The sequence below is a fragment of the Streptomyces flavotricini genome, from assembly GCF_020639365.1.
GTDB lineage: Bacteria > Actinomycetota > Actinomycetes > Streptomycetales > Streptomycetaceae > Streptomyces > Streptomyces flavotricini.
Genome location: NZ_JAINUL010000001.1, coordinates 6082067 through 6098006, shown reverse-complemented (window position 1 = coordinate 6098006; position 15940 = coordinate 6082067). Strand labels below are relative to the sequence as shown.

Here is a 15940-nt window from a genome sequence, read left to right as displayed (position 1 = left end):
ACCGCTCCCGGCCTGCCCCCTGCCCCGGCCGGCCCCGTCAGGGGGGATCAGCCGCGCCCGATGTACGGCATCGCCGTCGCCATCACCGTCGCGAACTGCACGTTCGCCTCCAGCGGCAGCTCCGCCATGTGCAGCACCGTGCGCGCGACGTCCGCGGCGTCCATCACCGGCTCCACCGCCAGTTGCCCGTTCGCCTGGAGGATCCCGGTCTGCATCCGCTCGGTCATCTCGGTGGCCGCGTTGCCGATGTCGATCTGCCCGCAGGCGATCCGGTACGGCCGCCCGTCCAGCGAGAGGGACTTCGTCAGGCCCGTCATCGCGTGCTTGGTCGCGGTGTAGGCGATCGAGTTCGGCCGCGGCACGTGCGCGGAGATCGAGCCGTTGTTGACGATCCGGCCGCCCTGCGGGTCCTGCGCCTTCATCTGCCGGAAGGCCGCCTGCGCGCACAGGAAGGCCCCGGTCAGGTTGACGTCCACCACCTGGCGCCAGGCCTCGTAGGTGATGTCCTCCAGCGGGACCCCGCCCGGGCCGAAGGTCCCGGCGTTGTTGAAGAGGAGGTCGAGGCGCCCGTACCGCTCCCGTACCGCGGCGAACAGCGCGGCCACGTCGTCCGGATCGCTCACGTCCGCCCGTACGCACAGCACGTCCGCGTCGGTCCCGGCCGCCTTCGCGGTCTCCTCCAGCGGTTCGGTCCTGCGGCCCGCCACGGCCACCGACCAGCCGGCGGCGGCCAGGGCGAGGGCGACGGAGCGGCCGATGCCGGAGCCCGCACCGGTGACGACGGCGATCTTCTTCCCACTTGCGCTCATGGGGCCGCAGGGTACGTCACATGCCGCATCGGTCCACGGACGTTCCGATAGCTGAGAGCATGGGCCGGTCGGGGGTGTGAAAAGACGACGAAAAGACTGGAGTTCCGCATGTCGGAGAGAGGCCCCGCGGCGGCCCCCTCGCACGAGCCGCCGCCCGAAACGCCCTCCGCACCGCAGACCGCTTCCGCGCCGAAGACCGTCGCCATACCGCCGGGGGCCCCTTCCGCCCCGCTCACGGCCGCCCGCCGTACCGGACTGCTCGTCACCTTCATACTCGGGGGGCTCAGCGCTCTCCCGCCACTGTCCATGGACATGTACCTGCCGGCGCTGCCGCAGGTCACCGGCGCCCTGCACAGCCCTGCCGCCACCATCCAGCTCACCCTCACCGCCTGCCTCGCCGGCATGGCACTGGGCCAGCTCGTCATCGGCCCGATGAGCGACAAGTGGGGCCGCCGCAAGCCCCTGCTGATCGGCATGGTCGTCTACGTCCTCGCCACCGCGATCTGCGCCCTCGCGCCGACCGCCGAGCTGCTGATCGGCTTCCGGCTGCTCCAGGGCCTGGCCGGGTCCGCCGCGATCGTCATCGCACGGGCCGTCGTACGCGACCTGTACGACGGCGTCGAGATGGCCCGGTTCTTCTCCACCCTGATGCTGATCTCCGGCGTGGCCCCGATCATCGCCCCGCTCATCGGCGGGCAGATCCTGCGCTTCGCCGACTGGCGGGGGGTGTTCGTCGTCCTCACCGGCGTCGGCGCCGTGCTCACCCTCGTCGTCTGGCGCAGCCTCGGGGAGACCCTGCCGCCCGGGCAGCGGCAGACCGGCGGCGTGGGCTCCGCGCTGCGGACCATGCGCGGGCTGCTCGCCGACCGTGCCTTCGCCGGGTACACGCTGGCCGGCGGCTTCGCCTTCGCCACGCTGTTCTCGTACATCTCGGCCTCGCCGTTCGTGGTGCAGGAGATCTACGGGGCTTCGCCGCAGGCCTTCAGCCTGCTGTTCGGCCTCAACTCCGTCGGCCTGATCGCCGCCGGGCAGGTCAACGGCAAGCTGCTGGTCGGCCGGGTCCGGCTGGACAAGGTGCTGGGCTTCGGGCTCGCGGTCATCACGGCGGCCTCGGTCTCCCTGCTGCTGATGTCCACCGGGGTGTTCGGGGAGGTCGGACTGGTCCCGATCGCGTCGGCGCTGTTCGTTCTGATGTCGGCGATGGGCCTGGTCCTGCCGAACACCAACGCGCTGGCCCTGATGCGCACCCCGCACGCGGCCGGCTCGGCCTCGGCCCTGCTGGGTACCTCCTCCTTCCTGGTCGGGGCGATCGCCTCGCCGCTGGTCGGCATCGCGGGCGAGGACACGGCGGTGCCGATGGCGCTGGTCCAGCTGGTGTGCTCGCTGCTGGCGGTGGCCTGCTTCGCCGCCATGTGCCGGCCCTGGCAGAACCGGGACTCCGCCGTCTGAGCCGGGCTTCCGGGACGTCGACGACACCCCATGGCGGCGTCCCGGACCCCGCGGGCGCCGTAAACTTCGCTGGTGAACGCCTCCGCCTCCGTGCCCACCTCCGCCGAATCCCTGCGCACCGCGCTGGGCGGACTGCTCGACGGGCTCCCGCCGAAGCAGGCCACGGCCGCCGTCGACCGGCTCATCGCCAGCTACCGCGGCCGGACCCCGACCGACTCGCCGGTCCTGCGCGACCGCTCCGACGTGGCGGCGTACGCGGCGTACCGGATGCCGGCCACCTTCGAGGCCGTACGCTCCGCCCTGGACGCCCTCGCCGAGGCCGCCCCGCGGTGGTCCCCGGGCTCCCACGTGGACGTGGGCGGCGGCACGGGCGCGGCGACCTGGGCGGTGGACGCCACCTGGGACGGCCCGCGCGGCACCACGGTCCTGGACTGGGCGGAGCCGGCACTGGCCCTCGGCAAGGAGCTCGCGGCGGCCTCCCCCTCGCAGGCGCTGCGCGCGGCCGAATGGCGCCGGGCCGTCATCGGGGCCGGACTGGCCCTGCCCGAGGCGGACCTCGTGACGGTGTCGTACGTACTCGGCGAGCTGACGCCGGAGGCCCGCCGGGCCGTGGTCGCCGAGGCGGCCCGCGCCGGGCAGGCCGTGGTGCTGGTCGAGCCGGGCACGCCCGAGGGCTACCTGCGCATCCGCGAGGCCCGCGACCAGCTGATCGCGGCGGGGCTGCAGGTCGCCGCCCCCTGCCCGCACGACGGCACCTGCCCGATCGAGGTCGGCCAGGACTGGTGCCACTTCTCGGCGCGGGTCAGCCGGTCCTCGCTGCACCGGAAGGTCAAGGGCGGGTCCCTCCCGTACGAGGACGAGAAGTTCAGCTACGTGGCCGCGACCCGCTTCCCGGTGGAGCCGGTCCCCTCCCGGATCACGCGGAGGCCGCAGATCCGGAAGGGGCTCGTCCTGCTGGACCTGTGCGGTCCGCAGGGGGAGGGACTGACCCGGGCCACCGTGACCAAGCGCCACGGTGACCTCTACAAGGCGGCGCGGGACGCCGACTGGGGCCGGGAGTGGCCGCCGGCCACCCCGTGACCGCGCGGCGGGGGGTTACATCCGCAGCTCCTGGGTGCAGCACTTCACGCTGCCGCCGCCCTTGAGCAGCTCGCCCAGGTCCATCGGGACCGGTTCGAAGCCCCGCTCCCGCAGCGGCTCGAACAGCCCGGTCGCCGCCTGCGGGAGCAGCACGTTGCGGCCGTCCGAGACCGCGTTCAGGCCGAGGGCCGCGGCGTCCTCCTCGCCCGCGATCAGCGCGTCCGGGAAGAGCCGCCCGAGCACGGCCCGGCTGCCGGGCGAGAACGCGGGCGGGTAGTACATGATCTCGTCGCCGTCGAGCACGCAGAGCGCCGTGTCCAGGTGGTAGTAGCGCGGGTCCACCAGGTCGAGGCCGATGACCGGGCGGCCGAAGAACTCCTGGGCCTCGTCGTGCGAGAGCGGACTGGAGCGGAAGCCCCGGCCGGCCAGGATGTAGGTGGCGGTGACGGCGAAATCGCCCTCGCCCTCGTTGACGTGGGACGGCTCGTGGACGTGCTCGAAGCCGTGGGACCGGAACCAGTCGAGGTGGATCTCCGCCTCGGCGGCGCGCTCGGGGTAGGCGAACCGGGCGCCGAGCACCCGGCCGTCGACGACGAGGGCGCCGTTCGCGGCGAAGACCATGTCGGGCAGCTCGGGGTCCGGTACGAGCGTCTCGACGGTGTGGCCGAGCGAGCGGTAGCGGTCCCGGAGGTCTTCCCACTGGGCGTGTGCGAGGGGCAGGTCCACCGGTTTCGTGGGGTCCATCCACGGATTGATGGAGTACGTGACCTTGAAGTGTGCGGGTGGGCACATCAAGTAGCGCCGGGGTGTGGCGACTCTGCGCAAAGAAGGCTCCTCACGGCTCACGAGAGTTGTCGAGAGAATCGTCTCTCCTCAAGGGAAACCGCGCAGTGAACTGATTGGGTGGTTTACGGAATGACACAAAGACGAGACGTCTCGCGTTGATAATTTGTCCGAATGAGCAGCAGATCACCTGACGCGAAGGCCCCCGACCCGGCCCGCCGCAACGACCGCTCCCGGCGGGCCATCCTCGACGCGTCGCTCACGCTGGTCGCGGAGGTCGGCTACAACAAGCTGACCATCGAGGCCATCGCCGCCCGGGCGGGCGTCGGCAAGCAGACGATCTACCGCTGGTGGCCGTCGAAGGCGGCGGTCCTGCTGGACGCCTCGCTCGCGCTCGCCGATGACGCGAAGACCGAGGGCGGCTGGACCGGCTTCCCGGACACCGGGGACCTCGCGGCGGACCTCAAACTGGTGCTGCGGGCGACGGTCGACCAGTTCAACGACGAGAAGTACGAGGCGCCCATGCGCGCCCTGACCGCCGCCGGGGCGACCGACCCCGACCTGAGCGCCCGCTTCACCGAGCAGCTGCTGAAGCCGCAGCTGGCCCTGTACGAGGAGCGGTTGCGGGCGGCCCGGGAGGCCGGCGGGCTCGCGCCGGACGTGGACCTGCCCCTGACGGTGGAGATGCTGGTGGGGCCTCTGACGTACCGCTGGCTGATGGGAACGGCCCCACTGACGCACGCGTTCGCGGACGAGCTGGTGGACCGGGTGCTCGGTGGGGTGTCGAAGGTCACCGAGGGCTGACGGGGCGGTGACCGACCAAGGATAATTGGCCGAATTTCACTGGTATGTGACGGTATTCCGCCTGCTGTCGTGCGCTCCCCGTGCACCCGTCCCCCACCCCCCGGTGGGGCAGTGCGGTCACCCGGACCGCAGGATGGTGGGACCATGTGAGGGTCTGCCGGGGAAACGGTGAGGTGAGGGGATAGATGGGGTCTGAGTCCGGCCGCGTCAAACGCGGCGAGCAGAGCAGGATTTCCCAGTGGCTGCGCCGGCGGCCCAAACCCTCCCCCGAAGATCCCGAGCACGTACGCGAGGCGCTCCTGCTGTCCGCGGCCGCCGCGGGCCTGCCGCTCGCCCCCGCCGCCCATCCCGCCGGCTACCGGTGTTCGTGCGACCGGATCGGCTGTCCCACCCCCGCACGCCACCCCCTCTCCTTCGCCTGGCAGACGCAGTCGACGACCGACTCCGCACAGATCGAGCGCTGGGCGCGCAACCAGCCGCAGGCGAACTTCATCACCGCGACCGGCATGGTCCACGACGTACTGGACGTCCCTCTCGAAGCCGGGGCGAGCGCGCTGGGCCGCCTGCTGGCGGCGGGCGTGGAGGTCGGCCCGGTCGCGGAATCGGGCGGCACGGGCGACCAGGCCCGGATGCTCTTCTTCACCGCGACGCGCGGCACCCCCGAGGACGAGGACGAGTGGTGGCCCTGCGAGCTGGACTGCCACCCCGAGACGATGGACGAGCACCCGGGCCTGCGCTGGCACTGCCGCGGCAGCTACGTCCTGGTCCCCCCGGCCGCCCTCCCCGGTGACCTGGCGGTGACCTGGATCCGCGGCACGGAACACCCCCTCCCGGACCCGCTCACCCTCCTCGCGGCCCTGACGGACGCCTGCGCCGCGTACGCGGTCACGGCCGACCAGACCCCCTCGGCGGCCTGGCCCCTGAGCCGCTAGGGGGTGTCCGCTGCGCGGGGTTCGCCCCCCGCGCAGCGCCATCCGGCACGCCCCCTCCGGGTCGGCCCCGGGGCGGCGGCCGTCAGTGGATCTGGGTGACGACCACGTCGAGGGACCAGGTCCCGGCCGGCTTGGCGGGGGCCTCGGCCTCGACGACGTAGCCCAGGTCGCGCAGCGCCGTGACCAGTTCGGCCGGGGTCGCGGGGGCGGCTCCGGCGACGAGCAGGTCCCGTACCAGCCGCCCCTTCGTGGCCTTGTTGAAGTGGCTCACCACCGACCGCTTCTCCGCCCCGTCCACGATCTGCGAGTGCAGCACCCGCACCGTGGCCGTGCGCCCCGCCACCTCGCCCTTCGGTTTCCACGCCGACGCGTAGGCCGAGGACCGCAGGTCCAGCACCAGGCCCTCCCCCGCCGCCTCCGGCATGACCGCCGCCATCGGCTCCCGCCAGTACGCCCCCAGCGCGCCCAGCCCCGGCAGCTTCACGCCCATGGAGCAGCGGTACGAGGGGATCCGGTCGGTCACCCGGACCGCGCCCCACAGCCCCGAGAACACCATCAGCGAGCGGTCCGCCCGCTTCCGCGCCGCCGCCGGCAGATCGGCCAGGCCCAGCGCGTCGTACAGCACGCCGGTGTAGATCTCCCCCGCCGGCCGGGCCACCGCGGAGCGCAGGGCGGCGTTCTTCGCCACCTCGCCGCGCAGCCCCTCGCTCAGACCGAGCACCTCGCGGGCCTTCAGCTCGTCCCCCGCGCACAGCTCGACGAGTTCCTCCAGCACGGCCGCCCGCGCCCCGGCCAGTCCCGGCAGCGACAGCGCCTGCGGCTCCAGGGGCGCGCCGGAGCCGCCGGCGGCCTTTCCCTCGGACGGCGGCAGCAGCACGAGCACGGTGGTTCTCCTTCGGTACGACACGGCGCAGGGGGTGCGGCCCCCGAGCCAGGGTAAGGCTCTCGCCGCGCCCCCGGCCGCCACCCGCAATACGCTCGACCCATGCCACGCCGTCATATGCACATGACCGGCGCAGACGGGGCTGCCCTGCGGGCCGCGCTGCGTGACCTGAGGACGGAGCTGGACGTGCCCGCGGAGTTCCCGGCTCCGGTGCTCGCCGAGGCCGAGCGGGCGGCCCGCGCCCCGCGGCTCCCCGCCGTCGACGCCACCGACCTCCCCCTGTTCACCATCGACCCGCCCGCCTCCCGCGATCTGGACCAGGCCATGCACCTGGCGAAGCGCGCCGGCGGCAACGGGTACCGCGTGCACTACGCCATCGCCGACGTCGCCGCCTTCGTCACCCCCGGCGGCGCCCTCGACGCCGAGGCCCACCGCCGCGTCACCACCCTCTACTTCCCCGACGGCAAGGTCCCCCTCCATCCGTCCGTCCTCTCCGAGGATGCGGCCAGCCTGCTGCCCGGCCAGACCTGCCCGGCGCTGCTGTGGCGGTTCGACCTGGACCCCGCCGGCCGCGTGGAGACCACCGGGGTCCGCCGCGCCCTGGTCCGCAGCCGGGCCAAACTGGACTACGACGGCGTGCAGCGGGCCATCGACTCCGGGACCGCCGAGGAACCCCTGGCCCTCCTCCAGGACGTCGGCCGGCTCCGCGAGACCCTGGAGCAGGAGCGCGGCGGGGTCTCCCTGAACGTGCCCGAGCAGGAGATCGTCGCGCGCGGCGGCTCGTACACCCTCGCCTACCGGGCCCCGCTCCCCGCGGACGGCTGGAACGCCCAGATCTCCCTGATGACCGGCATGGCGGCCGCCGAGCTGATGCTCGCCGCCGGCGCCGGCATCCTGCGCACCCTCCCCAGCGCCCCCGACGGGGCCGTCGGCCGGCTCCGGCGGAGCGCCGCCGCCCTGCGGATCGACTGGCCCCACCACGTGCCGTACGCCGAACTCGTCCGCACCCTCGACCCGCACCTCCCCGCCCACGCCGCGTTCCTCCAGGAGTGCACGGCCCTGCTGCGCGGCGCGGGCTACACGGCGTTCACGGGCGGCCGGGCCCCGGACCCCCTCCTGCACGCCGCGGTGGCGGCCCCGTACGCGCACTGCACCGCCCCGCTGCGCCGGCTCGTCGACCGGTACGCGGGCGAGCTGTGCGTGGCGGCGGTGGCCGGGGCCGAGCCGCCGCAGTGGGCGCTGGCCGCGCTGGAGACGCTGCCGGAGCGGATGGCCGACGGGAACAGGCTGGCCAACACGGCCGAGCGGGAGTGCGTGGACCTCGTCGAGGCGGCCCTGCTGAAGGACCTCGTCGGCGAGACCTTCGAGGCGACCGTGATCGACGTCAAGGAGCACGAGCCGCTCGTGGGCACCGTCCACCTGGAGGAGCCGGCGGTGGTCGGCAAGGTCGAATCCCCGTCCGCGCGGCTGCCGCTGGGCGACCGCATCCGGGTCCGGCTGACGGAGGCCGACCCGGGCCGCGCGAAGGTGTTGTTCGCGCCCGCGTGAGCGGTTCACCCCCCGCCGGCTATGGCCCCGGGCGCCCGCCGCCTGTCATCATCTGCGCAGCAGGCGGGGGAGGCCGGCGATGGGTTCCGTCGACATGTCCGTACGGCCGGGCGCACCGGCCACGGCGCCGCCGGCCGGGTCTTCGGACGCGCGCCGCCGCCGGCCGGCCGCCGCGCTGCGCCCGCACATCGTCAACTACACCGGGTTCCGTACTCGGTTCACGGCGCCCCGGCGCAGGCTGGAGCTCCCCACCGGGCACGTCACGCTCGTCTTCCCCTTCGACGAGGGGCTGTGGGTCTCCCGGGGCGGGGCGGAGCCGCCCGCGCGGCTGCGGCCCGCCGCCGGCGTCCTGATCAGCGGCCCGCGCACCGGCTGGGCGATCGGAGTGCACGCGGGCGCCGTCCACGGGCTGGAGGTCAACATGAGCCCGCTCGGCGCCTACCGGCTCTTCGGCATCCCCGTCGCGCACTTCGGGGAGACCCGCGTGGACCCCGCCGAGGTGCTCGGGCCCGGCGGCCGGTTCCTGGCGGAGCGGCTGCGGGCACTCGGCTCCTGGTCCGAGCGCTTCGACCTGCTCGACGCGGTGTTCACCGCCCGCCTGGAGCGGGGTCCGGTCGCCGCGCCCGAAGTGCGCGGGGCGCTGTCCCGGCTGTGGGCCGACAGCGGCTCGCTGGCACTGGCCGCCGCGGGGACCGGCTGGAGCGCCCGTACGCTGCGCGCCCGCTTCCGCGAGCAGGTCGGCCTGTCCCCCAAGGGCGTCGCGCGGGTGTTCCGGCTCCAGCACGCCCTGCGGCTGCTGGCCGCCGGGGTGGCTCCGGCGCAGGTCGCCGCGGCCTGCGGCTATCACGACCAGGCCCACCTCGGCCGGGACGTGAAGGCCCTGACCGGGCTGCCGCCCGCCCGGTTCGCGGCACTGCGCGGCGGGCTGCCGCCGGGATCGGCCCTGGACCGGGTACCGGGCAGGATCACCAGCCTGCTGCTCCCCGACGAGGGAGCTGCCGGGCCGCGTGCGTGAGTGGCGGTGCGGGCCGCGGCCCGTGAACCTTGGCCGGGAACCGCCGGCGCGTGCCGTTTTTGACAAGACACGGCCGCCTGTTCCTTGCCACGCTCGGCGCACGGCTCCTCATCCCCCCGGAGAGTCCCGACGCAGTGCGGCAGCCCGTCACGGGGGTGCGGGTTGCCGCAGTGCGGCCACCAGCGTGCGCGGGTCGTCGGCGTGGAAGCGGACGGTACGGGCCTCGGCCCGTGCGCCGAGGGGCCGGGTGAAGGGGAGCGGCCGGGTCAGCTCCAGGGTCACCGTGGTCTGGCTGCCGACGATCAGGTCGAGCACCCCGTCCCCGGAGAGCGTGACGAGCCGGCCCTGCGGGTAGCGCCGGTCCACCCGGGCCGAGGCCACCGCCTCCGGCGGGACGACGAGGTCGAACAGGGCCCCGTACCGGATCCGCAGGGAGCCGTCCCGGCGGACCACGTGCGGCCGGGTCACGCAGGCGGCGTGCATCGCGAGCATCAGCAGAACCCCGTACACGTCGAGTACGAGCACCACCCGGTGCACGGCCGGCCAGGGGATCAGCAAGGACAGTGCGACCGTCTCGACCAGCGCCACGAACACCAGCCCGTACATCATGGCCGTCTGCGGTCCCGTGTACCCGGCGGCGAGCTCCCCCGCGCCCACCCCGTGCGGCGGCCGGCGCAGCGCCCACCGCGCCAACGAGGCGCCCGCGCGCAGCTCGTGGCGCAGCAGCCTCCGTACGGGCACGGGTATGCGGGCCCGCGCCGCCTCGCACACCGCCCGGACCGCGCTCATCCCCGGCCCCTCTGCGTGAACGCCTCCATGACCCGGCGGACGACCTCCGCCTGCGCCGGGGCGAACTCCGCGAGCAGCGCCTCCTTGAACCCCTCGCCCGCCACCCCGCCGCCGGCCGGGATCGCGTCGAAGATCCCGTCGGGCACGGCCGCGACCATGGCGGCGGCGAGCGGCGGGATGCGCGGGTCGTCGACGGCGGCGTCGGCGAGCTCGTCGAGCCGCTCGTACAGGGCGAGGACCGCCGGATCGGCGGCCAGCGGGCCGAGCGCCGCGTACAGTTCGGCGCCGCCGACGCCCGCCGCGTCCAGCAGCGTCAGGTGCTCGCGGTCCAGCGCGGCGGTCGGCGAGTCCGTCTCCGGGGCCTCGGCGAGCAGCGCGGCGAGGGCGGGCGAGAGCGGCCCGTCCTCCCCGGGCGGTGCGGCGCGCAGCGCGGCGAGCCGCTGGCGGCGCTCCCGGATCGCGGCCTCCTGCCGGGCCAGGTCGGCGTCGAGCTCTTGGAGTACGTCGGCCAGCTCGCGCCCCGCGTCGTCCGCGAGCACGTCCCGGACCTCGTCGAGGCTCAGCCCGAGCTCGGTGAGCCGGCGCACCCGCGCCAGCAGGACGGCGTCGCGCACGCTGTACGCCCGGTATCCGTTGGGCCGCCGCTCCGGCTCCGGGAGCAGCCCGACATGGTGGTAGTGCCGGATGGCCCGGGTGGTGACCCCGACCAGCGCGGCGATCTCTCCGATCCGCATGCCCTCCAGTAGAAACCCTGCCGCTGCGTCAAGGTCAAGCGCGGCGCCGGGCGCGGGTAGCATGGTCACTCGCAGAACAACCGGAGCGGACGGCCGCGTCGGGGTCCCCGGATCCCGCCGAGGAACGTCCGGGCTCCACAGGGCAGGGTGGTGGCTAACGGCCACCCGGGGTGACCCGCGGGACAGTGCCACAGAAAACAGACCGCCGGGGGCTTCGGCCCTCGGTAAGGGTGAAACGGTGGTGTAAGAGACCACCAGCGCCTGGGGTGACCCAGGCGGCTAGGTAAACCCCACCCGGAGCAAGGTCAAGAGGAGTCGTTTTCGGACGGCTCTGCGCGAACGTTCGAGGGCTGCCCGCCCGAGTTCGCGGGTAGACCGCAGGAGGCCGGCGGCAACGCCGGTCCTAGATGGATGGCCGTCTCCCCGGCGACCGCGAGGTCACCGGGCGACAGAACCCGGCGTACAGCTCCGGTTGTTCTGCACTCGACGAAGCCGAAGGGCCCGCCCCCGTCAGGGGCGGGCCCTTCGTCGTCTTCGCCGTGCGTCCCCAGGCCGGCCCGCCGTCCCGCTAGCGCAGGTGCGAGGTGTCGTTCAGGAGGCGGACCGAGGCGTTGCCGTCGGCGTAGTAGGCCACCGCCGAGAGGGAGGCCGCGGAGAGCTCCATCTTGAACAGCGCCTCCGGCGGGGCGCCCAGCGCGAGCCGGACCAGGATCTTGACCGGGGTCACGTGCGTGACCAGCAGCACCGTGCGGCCCGCGTGTGCGGCCAGCAGCCGGTCCCGGGTCGCCGAGATGCGGCGGGTGGCGGCCGTGAAGCTCTCGCCGCCGCCCGTGGGGGCCGCCTTGGGGGAGTCCAGCCAGGCCTGCAGGTCGTCCGGGAAGCGCTCGCGCACCTCTCCGAACGTCAGGCCCTCCCAGGCTCCGAAGTCCACCTCGCGCAGCCCCTCCTCGACGGTGACCGTGAGGCCGAGGCGGTCCGCGACGGCCTGCGCGGTCTCCCGGCAGCGGCGCAGCGGGGAGCTGACGATCGTCTGGACGGTGCCGCGGGCGGCCAGGGCCTCGGCCACCGCCGATGCCTGGCGGCGGCCGGCCCCGGACAGCTCGGGGTCGGTGCCGCCGCTGCCGGAGAAGCGCTTCTGCGGGGTGAGGGCCGTCTCCCCGTGGCGCAGCAGCACGAAGGTGGCCGGGGTCCCCATGTCGGGGCCCCAGCCCGGGGTGGCGGACGGGGCCTGGGCCGGGCCCGGTGCCGGGGCGGGGATGCGTCCCGATGCGGTGGCGCCCTGCTCCGTGAACAGGGTGTCGGCGCCCGCCTCCCCCCGTGCCGGTGCGGTGACCGGCGTACCCGACGCGGTGGCGAGGGCCGCCCGTACGGCCGCGGCGCCCTTCGCCGCGTCCCCCGGAGGTCCGGCCGGCGGGGTCGCCAGGGCGCGGGCCGCCGAGGCGTCCAGGGCGGCCGAAGAGGCCGACGGCTCCCACTGCTCGCCGCGCTTGCCCGCGTCCATCGCCTCGTTGGCGAGCCGGTCGGCGTGCTTGTTGCGCTCGCGCGGGATCCACTCGTACGTGACCTGTGCGCGCGGCAGGATCTTCGCCGCCTCCGCCGCGAGCGGCTTCATGTCCGGGTGCTTGATCTTCCAGCGGCCCGACATCTGCTCGACGACCAGCTTGGAGTCCATGCGGACCTGCACCACGGCGTCCGGGGACAGCTCGCGGGCGGCCTTCAGGCCGGCGATCAGGCCCTTGTACTCGGCCACGTTGTTCGTCGCGACGCCGATGTACTCCGCGCGCTCGGCCAGCGTCTCGCCCGTCGCCGGGTCGAGGACGACCGCGCCGTAGCCCGCGGGCCCCGGGTTGCCCCGGGAGCCGCCGTCCGCCTCCACGACGAACCGGACGTGCCCGTGCATCAGATGCCCGAGTCGGCCGTACGGACCAGGATGCGGCCGCAGTTCTCGTGGCGCACGACCTGGTCGCGGGCCGCGGCCTTGATCTCGTTCACCTCGGCCATGTCGAGCTCCAGGCGGCAGCCCTCGCAGCGGCGCTGGTACAGGCGGGCGGCACCGACGCCGCCCTGCTTGACGCGGATCTTCTCGTACAGGGCCATCAGGTCGGTGGGCATCGACGCGACGATGACCTCGCGGTCCTTGGTCACCTTCGCGGCCTCGGCGTCGAGTTCGCCGGTGGCCGCGTCGCGGCGGGCGGTGGCGTCCGTCAGCTTGGCTTCGAGGGCGGAGACCCGCTCGGTCAGCTCGGTGACCCGCTCCTGGGCACCCTCCAGGCGCTCCATGACCTCCAGGACCACGTCCTCCAGGTCGGCCTGGCGCTTGGCGAGGGAGACGACCTCGCTCTGCAGGTTCGCCAGGTCACGGGCGGAGATGCCCGCACCGGAGTCGAGCCGCTGCTGGTCGCGGGCCGCGCGCTGGCGCACCTGGTCGACGTCCTGCTCCGCCTTGGTCTGCTCGCGGGCGGCGTCGCTCGCCTGCGTCTGGGCCGCCACGAGCAGGTCGCGCTGCTGCGTCAGGTCCTTGGTCAGGGAGTCGACCTCGGTGTGCTCCGGCAGCGACTTGCGCTTGTGGGCGAGCTGAGACAGCCGGACGTCCAGGGCCTGGACGTCGAGAAGTCGGATCTGGTCGGCGGGCTCGGCGTTCAGTTGGGGGCTCCTGAGATAGAAGAGGGAGATGAAGGAACGTCGGACGGCGCGTGCGCCGTCCACGGGTCGGTGACCGTGCGCGAGACGTGGGTGCGCAGACCCCAGCCGTGGCGCTCGGAGATCGCGTCGAGCTGCGCGGCCGCCTGCTCGCACCAGGGCCACTCGGTGGCCCAGTGCGCGGCGTCGACGAGGGCGAGCGGGCTCCGCTCGCGGGCCTCGGACACCGGGTGGTGGCGCAGGTCGGCGGTGAGGAACACGTCCACGCCGGCGGCCCGGACCTGGTCGAAGAGGCTGTCGCCGGAGCCGCCGCTGACGGCGACGGTACGCACCAGCGCCTCGGGGTCGCCGGCGACGCGGATGCCCTGCGCGGTCCGCGGCAGCCGGGCGGCGGCGCGCGCGGCGAAGGCGCGCAGGGTCTCGGGGTGGTCCAGCTCGCAGATCCGGCCGAGGCCCCGGCGGCCCCCGGGGTCGGTGGGATCGGGGACCAGCGGGCCGGTGATGCGCAGGTCGAGGGCGCCGGCGAGGGCGTCGGAGACGCCGGGGTCGGCGGTGTCCGCGTTGGTGTGGGCGACGTGCAGCGCGATGTCGTTCTTGATCAGCGTGTGCACGACGCGGCCCTTGAAGGTGCCGGCCTCGACGGTGGTGGTCCCGCGCAGATAGAGGGGGTGGTGGGTGACGACCAGGTCGGCGCCCAGCTTCACGGCCTCGTCGACGATGTCCTGCACGGGGTCGACGGCGAACAGGACGCGCGAGACCTCGGCGTCGGGATCGCCGCAGACGGTTCCGACGGCGTCCCACTGCTCGGCCCGCGACGGGGGCCAGAGGGCGTCCAGCGCGGCGATGACTTCGGAGAGACGGGGCACAGGCCAAGGCTACCGTCCGCACGGGAGCGGGTCCGTCCGTACGGGGTCCCGGGCGGCCGGGACCCCGTACGCCCGCCGCGTCCTACCGGACGAGGAAGGTGCGCAGGTCCTCCAGGACCTTGTCGGCGGTGGTCACGCCGAGGCCCAGGCACCACGTCTGGCCGGGGGCGTCCTTCCGGAGGCCGAGCGGGACAACGTTGTCCAGTTCACCGGCGTCCAGGACGACGACGCGCTCGGGGGTCGCCTGAAGCAGGAGGTGCAAGCAGATCAGGTGACCCCAACCAACCCGGCTCACCCCGAACGCCCCGCTGTCGCACAGCACAATCACCGCCGCGGACAGAGCCGAACCGCCGGGCGGCCACCCGTACGTGTGAAGCCGGGAAGGTCGTGTTGTTCGGCCCGAACTGCGAAAACTAGCTTCCTCCCCGGAGGTGACGCACGGATGACTGTCTGTGCCATCGAGATCACGACGACGGCCCCGTTCACCATCGCCGCGGACGGGTCGTACGCGGCCCGGCTCGCCGGGGACGGGGAGGCCCGGTACCCGGAGCGCTGGACCCTGGCCGGGCCCGAGCCGTACGCGGTGCCGCTGCCGCTCGCCCAGCCCGAGGAGGCCGACAGCGAGGTGCTGGCGCTGGCCGACGGGCGGGTGCTGATCCACCGGCGGGTCGCGCTGCGGCACGCCTTCGCCCTGCTGTACCCGACGGGCGGCGCCGCGGACGGGCCGCGGACCGGGGAGCTCCCGCTGGGCTCGGTGGAGCCCGCGGACGAAGGGGTACGGATCTCCCTGCTGCCCCCGTCCCCCGACGGACGCGGCGCCTTCGCGCTGGCCGCATCGGCCACCGGGACCACGGTCTGGCAGGTGGCCGGGGGCCCCTTCGGGCAGGTCGCCCGCATCCCGGGCCGGTGCTCCGGCGGCGTCTGGCTGGACCGGGCCGGCCGGATGCTGGCGCTGGACCGCGAACTGGACGGCACCACCAAGGCCGTCGCGGTGGACCTGGGCCGCGGCGGCGAGGTCTCCCCGCTGCTCCAGATCGCGGAGGGCAGCGACGACCGGCTGCTGCTGGCCGATCCCGACAGCGGGCTGCTGCTGATCCGCTCGGACGCCCCGGGCGAACCGCGCCTGGGCTGGGGGGTGCTGGGCAGCTCCCGCCCGGTGCGCTTCCCGGAGTGCCTGCGCGGGGAGGCCGGGACCCCGTTCGCGGTGCAGCCGGGGCAGGCCCTGATGCCGGAGAGCTGCGGGGTCGCGCTCCGGCTGGAGCGCGGCGGGATCGGCCTGTGGCGCCCCGCCGACCGGCACGTGTTCCGGCTCCCCGCGCCCGACGGCTGGCTCGGGACCGGACTGTGGAGCCCGCAGGGCCGCCTGCACCTCCCGTACGCGACCGCCGAGACCCCCTGCGGGGTCACGGGGCTGACCCTGCCGGCGTCCCCGCCGCCCCCGGTCCGGCTGGATCCGCCGCCGGCCGCGCCCCGGCCCGTACCGCTCCAGCAGGCTCCGCTGTAGGCGGCGTCCGGGAAGCCCCGCCCGCTCCGCGGCGCCCGCCAGGCGGGCCCGCCGGAGGGAGGGGTGTCAACGAATTCTTGACAACTCGCTCGTGTCAATGTTTT

16 protein-coding genes and 1 other RNA gene are annotated in these 15940 nt (G+C 74.4%); 8 read left to right on the top strand and 9 right to left on the bottom strand.

The window, feature by feature from the left end:
• Positions 1-47 precede the first annotated feature (47 nt).
• Positions 48-809 carry an SDR family oxidoreductase gene (locus K7B10_RS27800; protein WP_229340143.1) on the bottom strand — a complete coding sequence of 254 codons (762 nt, stop codon included), beginning with the start codon at positions 807-809 and terminating at the stop codon, positions 48-50.
• Between the two features lie 108 nt (positions 810-917).
• Between K7B10_RS27800 and K7B10_RS27795 the strand changes: the two genes are divergently transcribed.
• Together K7B10_RS27795 and K7B10_RS27790 are read left to right on the top strand one after the other, a co-directional pair.
• On the top strand, positions 918-2258 hold the full coding sequence (locus K7B10_RS27795; RefSeq protein ID WP_229340141.1) for a multidrug effflux MFS transporter: 1341 nt from the start codon (positions 918-920) through the stop codon (positions 2256-2258).
• 72 nt (positions 2259-2330) lie between these two features.
• Positions 2331-3338 carry a small ribosomal subunit Rsm22 family protein gene (locus K7B10_RS27790; RefSeq protein WP_229340139.1) on the top strand — a complete coding sequence of 336 codons (1008 nt, stop codon included), beginning with the start codon at positions 2331-2333 and terminating at the stop codon, positions 3336-3338.
• Between the two features lie 15 nt (positions 3339-3353).
• Here K7B10_RS27790 and ddaH read toward each other — a convergent pair whose 3' ends face one another.
• Complete coding sequence (gene ddaH / locus K7B10_RS27785) at positions 3354-4184, bottom strand: dimethylargininase (RefSeq protein WP_363123857.1); 831 nt, start codon at positions 4182-4184, stop codon at positions 3354-3356.
• Between the two features lie 111 nt (positions 4185-4295).
• On the opposite strand from ddaH, the gene K7B10_RS27780 reads away from it, so the two are divergent.
• Both K7B10_RS27780 and K7B10_RS27775 read left to right on the top strand, forming a co-directional pair.
• Positions 4296-4925, top strand: a complete 630-nt coding sequence (locus tag K7B10_RS27780; RefSeq protein ID WP_229340136.1) for a TetR/AcrR family transcriptional regulator — start codon at positions 4296-4298, stop codon at positions 4923-4925.
• 185 nt (positions 4926-5110) lie between these two features.
• Complete coding sequence (locus K7B10_RS27775; RefSeq protein WP_229340134.1) at positions 5111-5857, top strand: bifunctional DNA primase/polymerase; 747 nt, start codon at positions 5111-5113, stop codon at positions 5855-5857.
• Positions 5858-5939: 82 nt separating this feature from the next.
• On the opposite strand, the gene yaaA is transcribed toward K7B10_RS27775, so the two are convergent.
• Complete coding sequence (gene yaaA / locus K7B10_RS27770) at positions 5940-6740, bottom strand: peroxide stress protein YaaA (RefSeq protein ID WP_229340132.1); 801 nt, start codon at positions 6738-6740, stop codon at positions 5940-5942.
• A gap of 102 nt (positions 6741-6842) precedes the next feature.
• On the opposite strand from yaaA, the gene K7B10_RS27765 reads away from it, so the two are divergent.
• Together K7B10_RS27765 and K7B10_RS27760 are read left to right on the top strand one after the other, a co-directional pair.
• Positions 6843-8288: an RNB domain-containing ribonuclease gene (locus K7B10_RS27765; protein WP_229340130.1), complete on the top strand. Its 1446-nt coding sequence runs from the start codon at positions 6843-6845 to the stop codon at positions 8286-8288.
• A 79-nt stretch (positions 8289-8367) separates the two neighbouring features.
• On the top strand, positions 8368-9303 hold the full coding sequence (locus tag K7B10_RS27760; RefSeq protein ID WP_229340128.1) for an AraC family transcriptional regulator: 936 nt from the start codon (positions 8368-8370) through the stop codon (positions 9301-9303).
• A gap of 147 nt (positions 9304-9450) precedes the next feature.
• Here K7B10_RS27760 and K7B10_RS27755 read toward each other — a convergent pair whose 3' ends face one another.
• Entirely contained in the window at positions 9451-10092 is a 642-nt protein-coding gene (locus K7B10_RS27755) for a hypothetical protein (RefSeq protein WP_229340126.1), read from the bottom strand.
• The gene (locus tag K7B10_RS27750) at positions 10089-10826 is read right to left on the bottom strand and encodes a MerR family transcriptional regulator (RefSeq protein ID WP_229340124.1); all 738 of its coding nucleotides are present in this window, start codon (positions 10824-10826) and stop codon (positions 10089-10091) included. Before K7B10_RS27750 ends, K7B10_RS27755 begins: the two co-directional genes overlap by 4 nt.
• Before the next feature lie 77 nt (positions 10827-10903).
• Here K7B10_RS27750 and rnpB point away from each other — a divergent pair.
• An RNA gene (gene rnpB / locus K7B10_RS27745) (RNase P RNA component class A) lies at positions 10904-11305 on the top strand.
• Positions 11306-11394: 89 nt separating this feature from the next.
• Here the strand turns inward: rnpB and K7B10_RS27740 are convergent.
• The 4 genes from K7B10_RS27740 to K7B10_RS27725 all read right to left on the bottom strand — a co-directional run bounded on the left by K7B10_RS27740 (position 11395) and on the right by K7B10_RS27725 (position 14594).
• Positions 11395-12726: a bifunctional RNase H/acid phosphatase gene (locus K7B10_RS27740; RefSeq protein WP_229340122.1), complete on the bottom strand. Its 1332-nt coding sequence runs from the start codon at positions 12724-12726 to the stop codon at positions 11395-11397.
• A complete protein-coding gene (locus K7B10_RS27735; protein WP_229345455.1) occupies positions 12726-13469 on the bottom strand; it encodes a zinc ribbon domain-containing protein in 744 nt (247 codons plus the stop codon). Before K7B10_RS27735 ends, K7B10_RS27740 begins: the two co-directional genes overlap by 1 nt.
• The gene (locus tag K7B10_RS27730) at positions 13466-14332 is read right to left on the bottom strand and encodes a Nif3-like dinuclear metal center hexameric protein (RefSeq protein WP_229340120.1); all 867 of its coding nucleotides are present in this window, start codon (positions 14330-14332) and stop codon (positions 13466-13468) included. The genes K7B10_RS27735 and K7B10_RS27730 overlap by 4 nt, the downstream gene beginning before the upstream one ends.
• An 82-nt stretch (positions 14333-14414) precedes the next feature.
• The gene (locus tag K7B10_RS27725) at positions 14415-14594 is read right to left on the bottom strand and encodes a hypothetical protein (RefSeq protein WP_229340118.1); all 180 of its coding nucleotides are present in this window, start codon (positions 14592-14594) and stop codon (positions 14415-14417) included.
• 180 nt (positions 14595-14774) lie between these two features.
• On the opposite strand from K7B10_RS27725, the gene K7B10_RS27720 reads away from it, so the two are divergent.
• Positions 14775-15836 carry a hypothetical protein gene (locus K7B10_RS27720; protein WP_229340116.1) on the top strand — a complete coding sequence of 354 codons (1062 nt, stop codon included), beginning with the start codon at positions 14775-14777 and terminating at the stop codon, positions 15834-15836.
• Positions 15837-15940: the final 104 nt, after the last annotated feature.

Coding starts and splice junctions, on each gene's coding strand:
- K7B10_RS27750 (WP_229340124.1), bottom strand. CDS start 10,826: ATGCGGATCGGAGAGATCGCCGCGCTGGTCGGGGTCACCACCCGGGCC.
- K7B10_RS27780 (WP_229340136.1), top strand. CDS start 4,296: ATGAGCAGCAGATCACCTGACGCGAAGGCCCCCGACCCGGCCCGCCGC.
- K7B10_RS27760 (WP_229340128.1), top strand. CDS start 8,368: ATGGGTTCCGTCGACATGTCCGTACGGCCGGGCGCACCGGCCACGGCG.
- K7B10_RS27800 (WP_229340143.1), bottom strand. CDS start 809: ATGAGCGCAAGTGGGAAGAAGATCGCCGTCGTCACCGGTGCGGGCTCC.
- K7B10_RS27775 (WP_229340134.1), top strand. CDS start 5,111: ATGGGGTCTGAGTCCGGCCGCGTCAAACGCGGCGAGCAGAGCAGGATT.
- K7B10_RS27720 (WP_229340116.1), top strand. CDS start 14,775: ATGACTGTCTGTGCCATCGAGATCACGACGACGGCCCCGTTCACCATC.
- K7B10_RS27755 (WP_229340126.1), bottom strand. CDS start 10,092: ATGAGCGCGGTCCGGGCGGTGTGCGAGGCGGCGCGGGCCCGCATACCC.
- K7B10_RS27795 (WP_229340141.1), top strand. CDS start 918: ATGTCGGAGAGAGGCCCCGCGGCGGCCCCCTCGCACGAGCCGCCGCCC.
- K7B10_RS27740 (WP_229340122.1), bottom strand. CDS start 12,726: ATGCACGGGCACGTCCGGTTCGTCGTGGAGGCGGACGGCGGCTCCCGG.
- K7B10_RS27765 (WP_229340130.1), top strand. CDS start 6,843: ATGCCACGCCGTCATATGCACATGACCGGCGCAGACGGGGCTGCCCTG.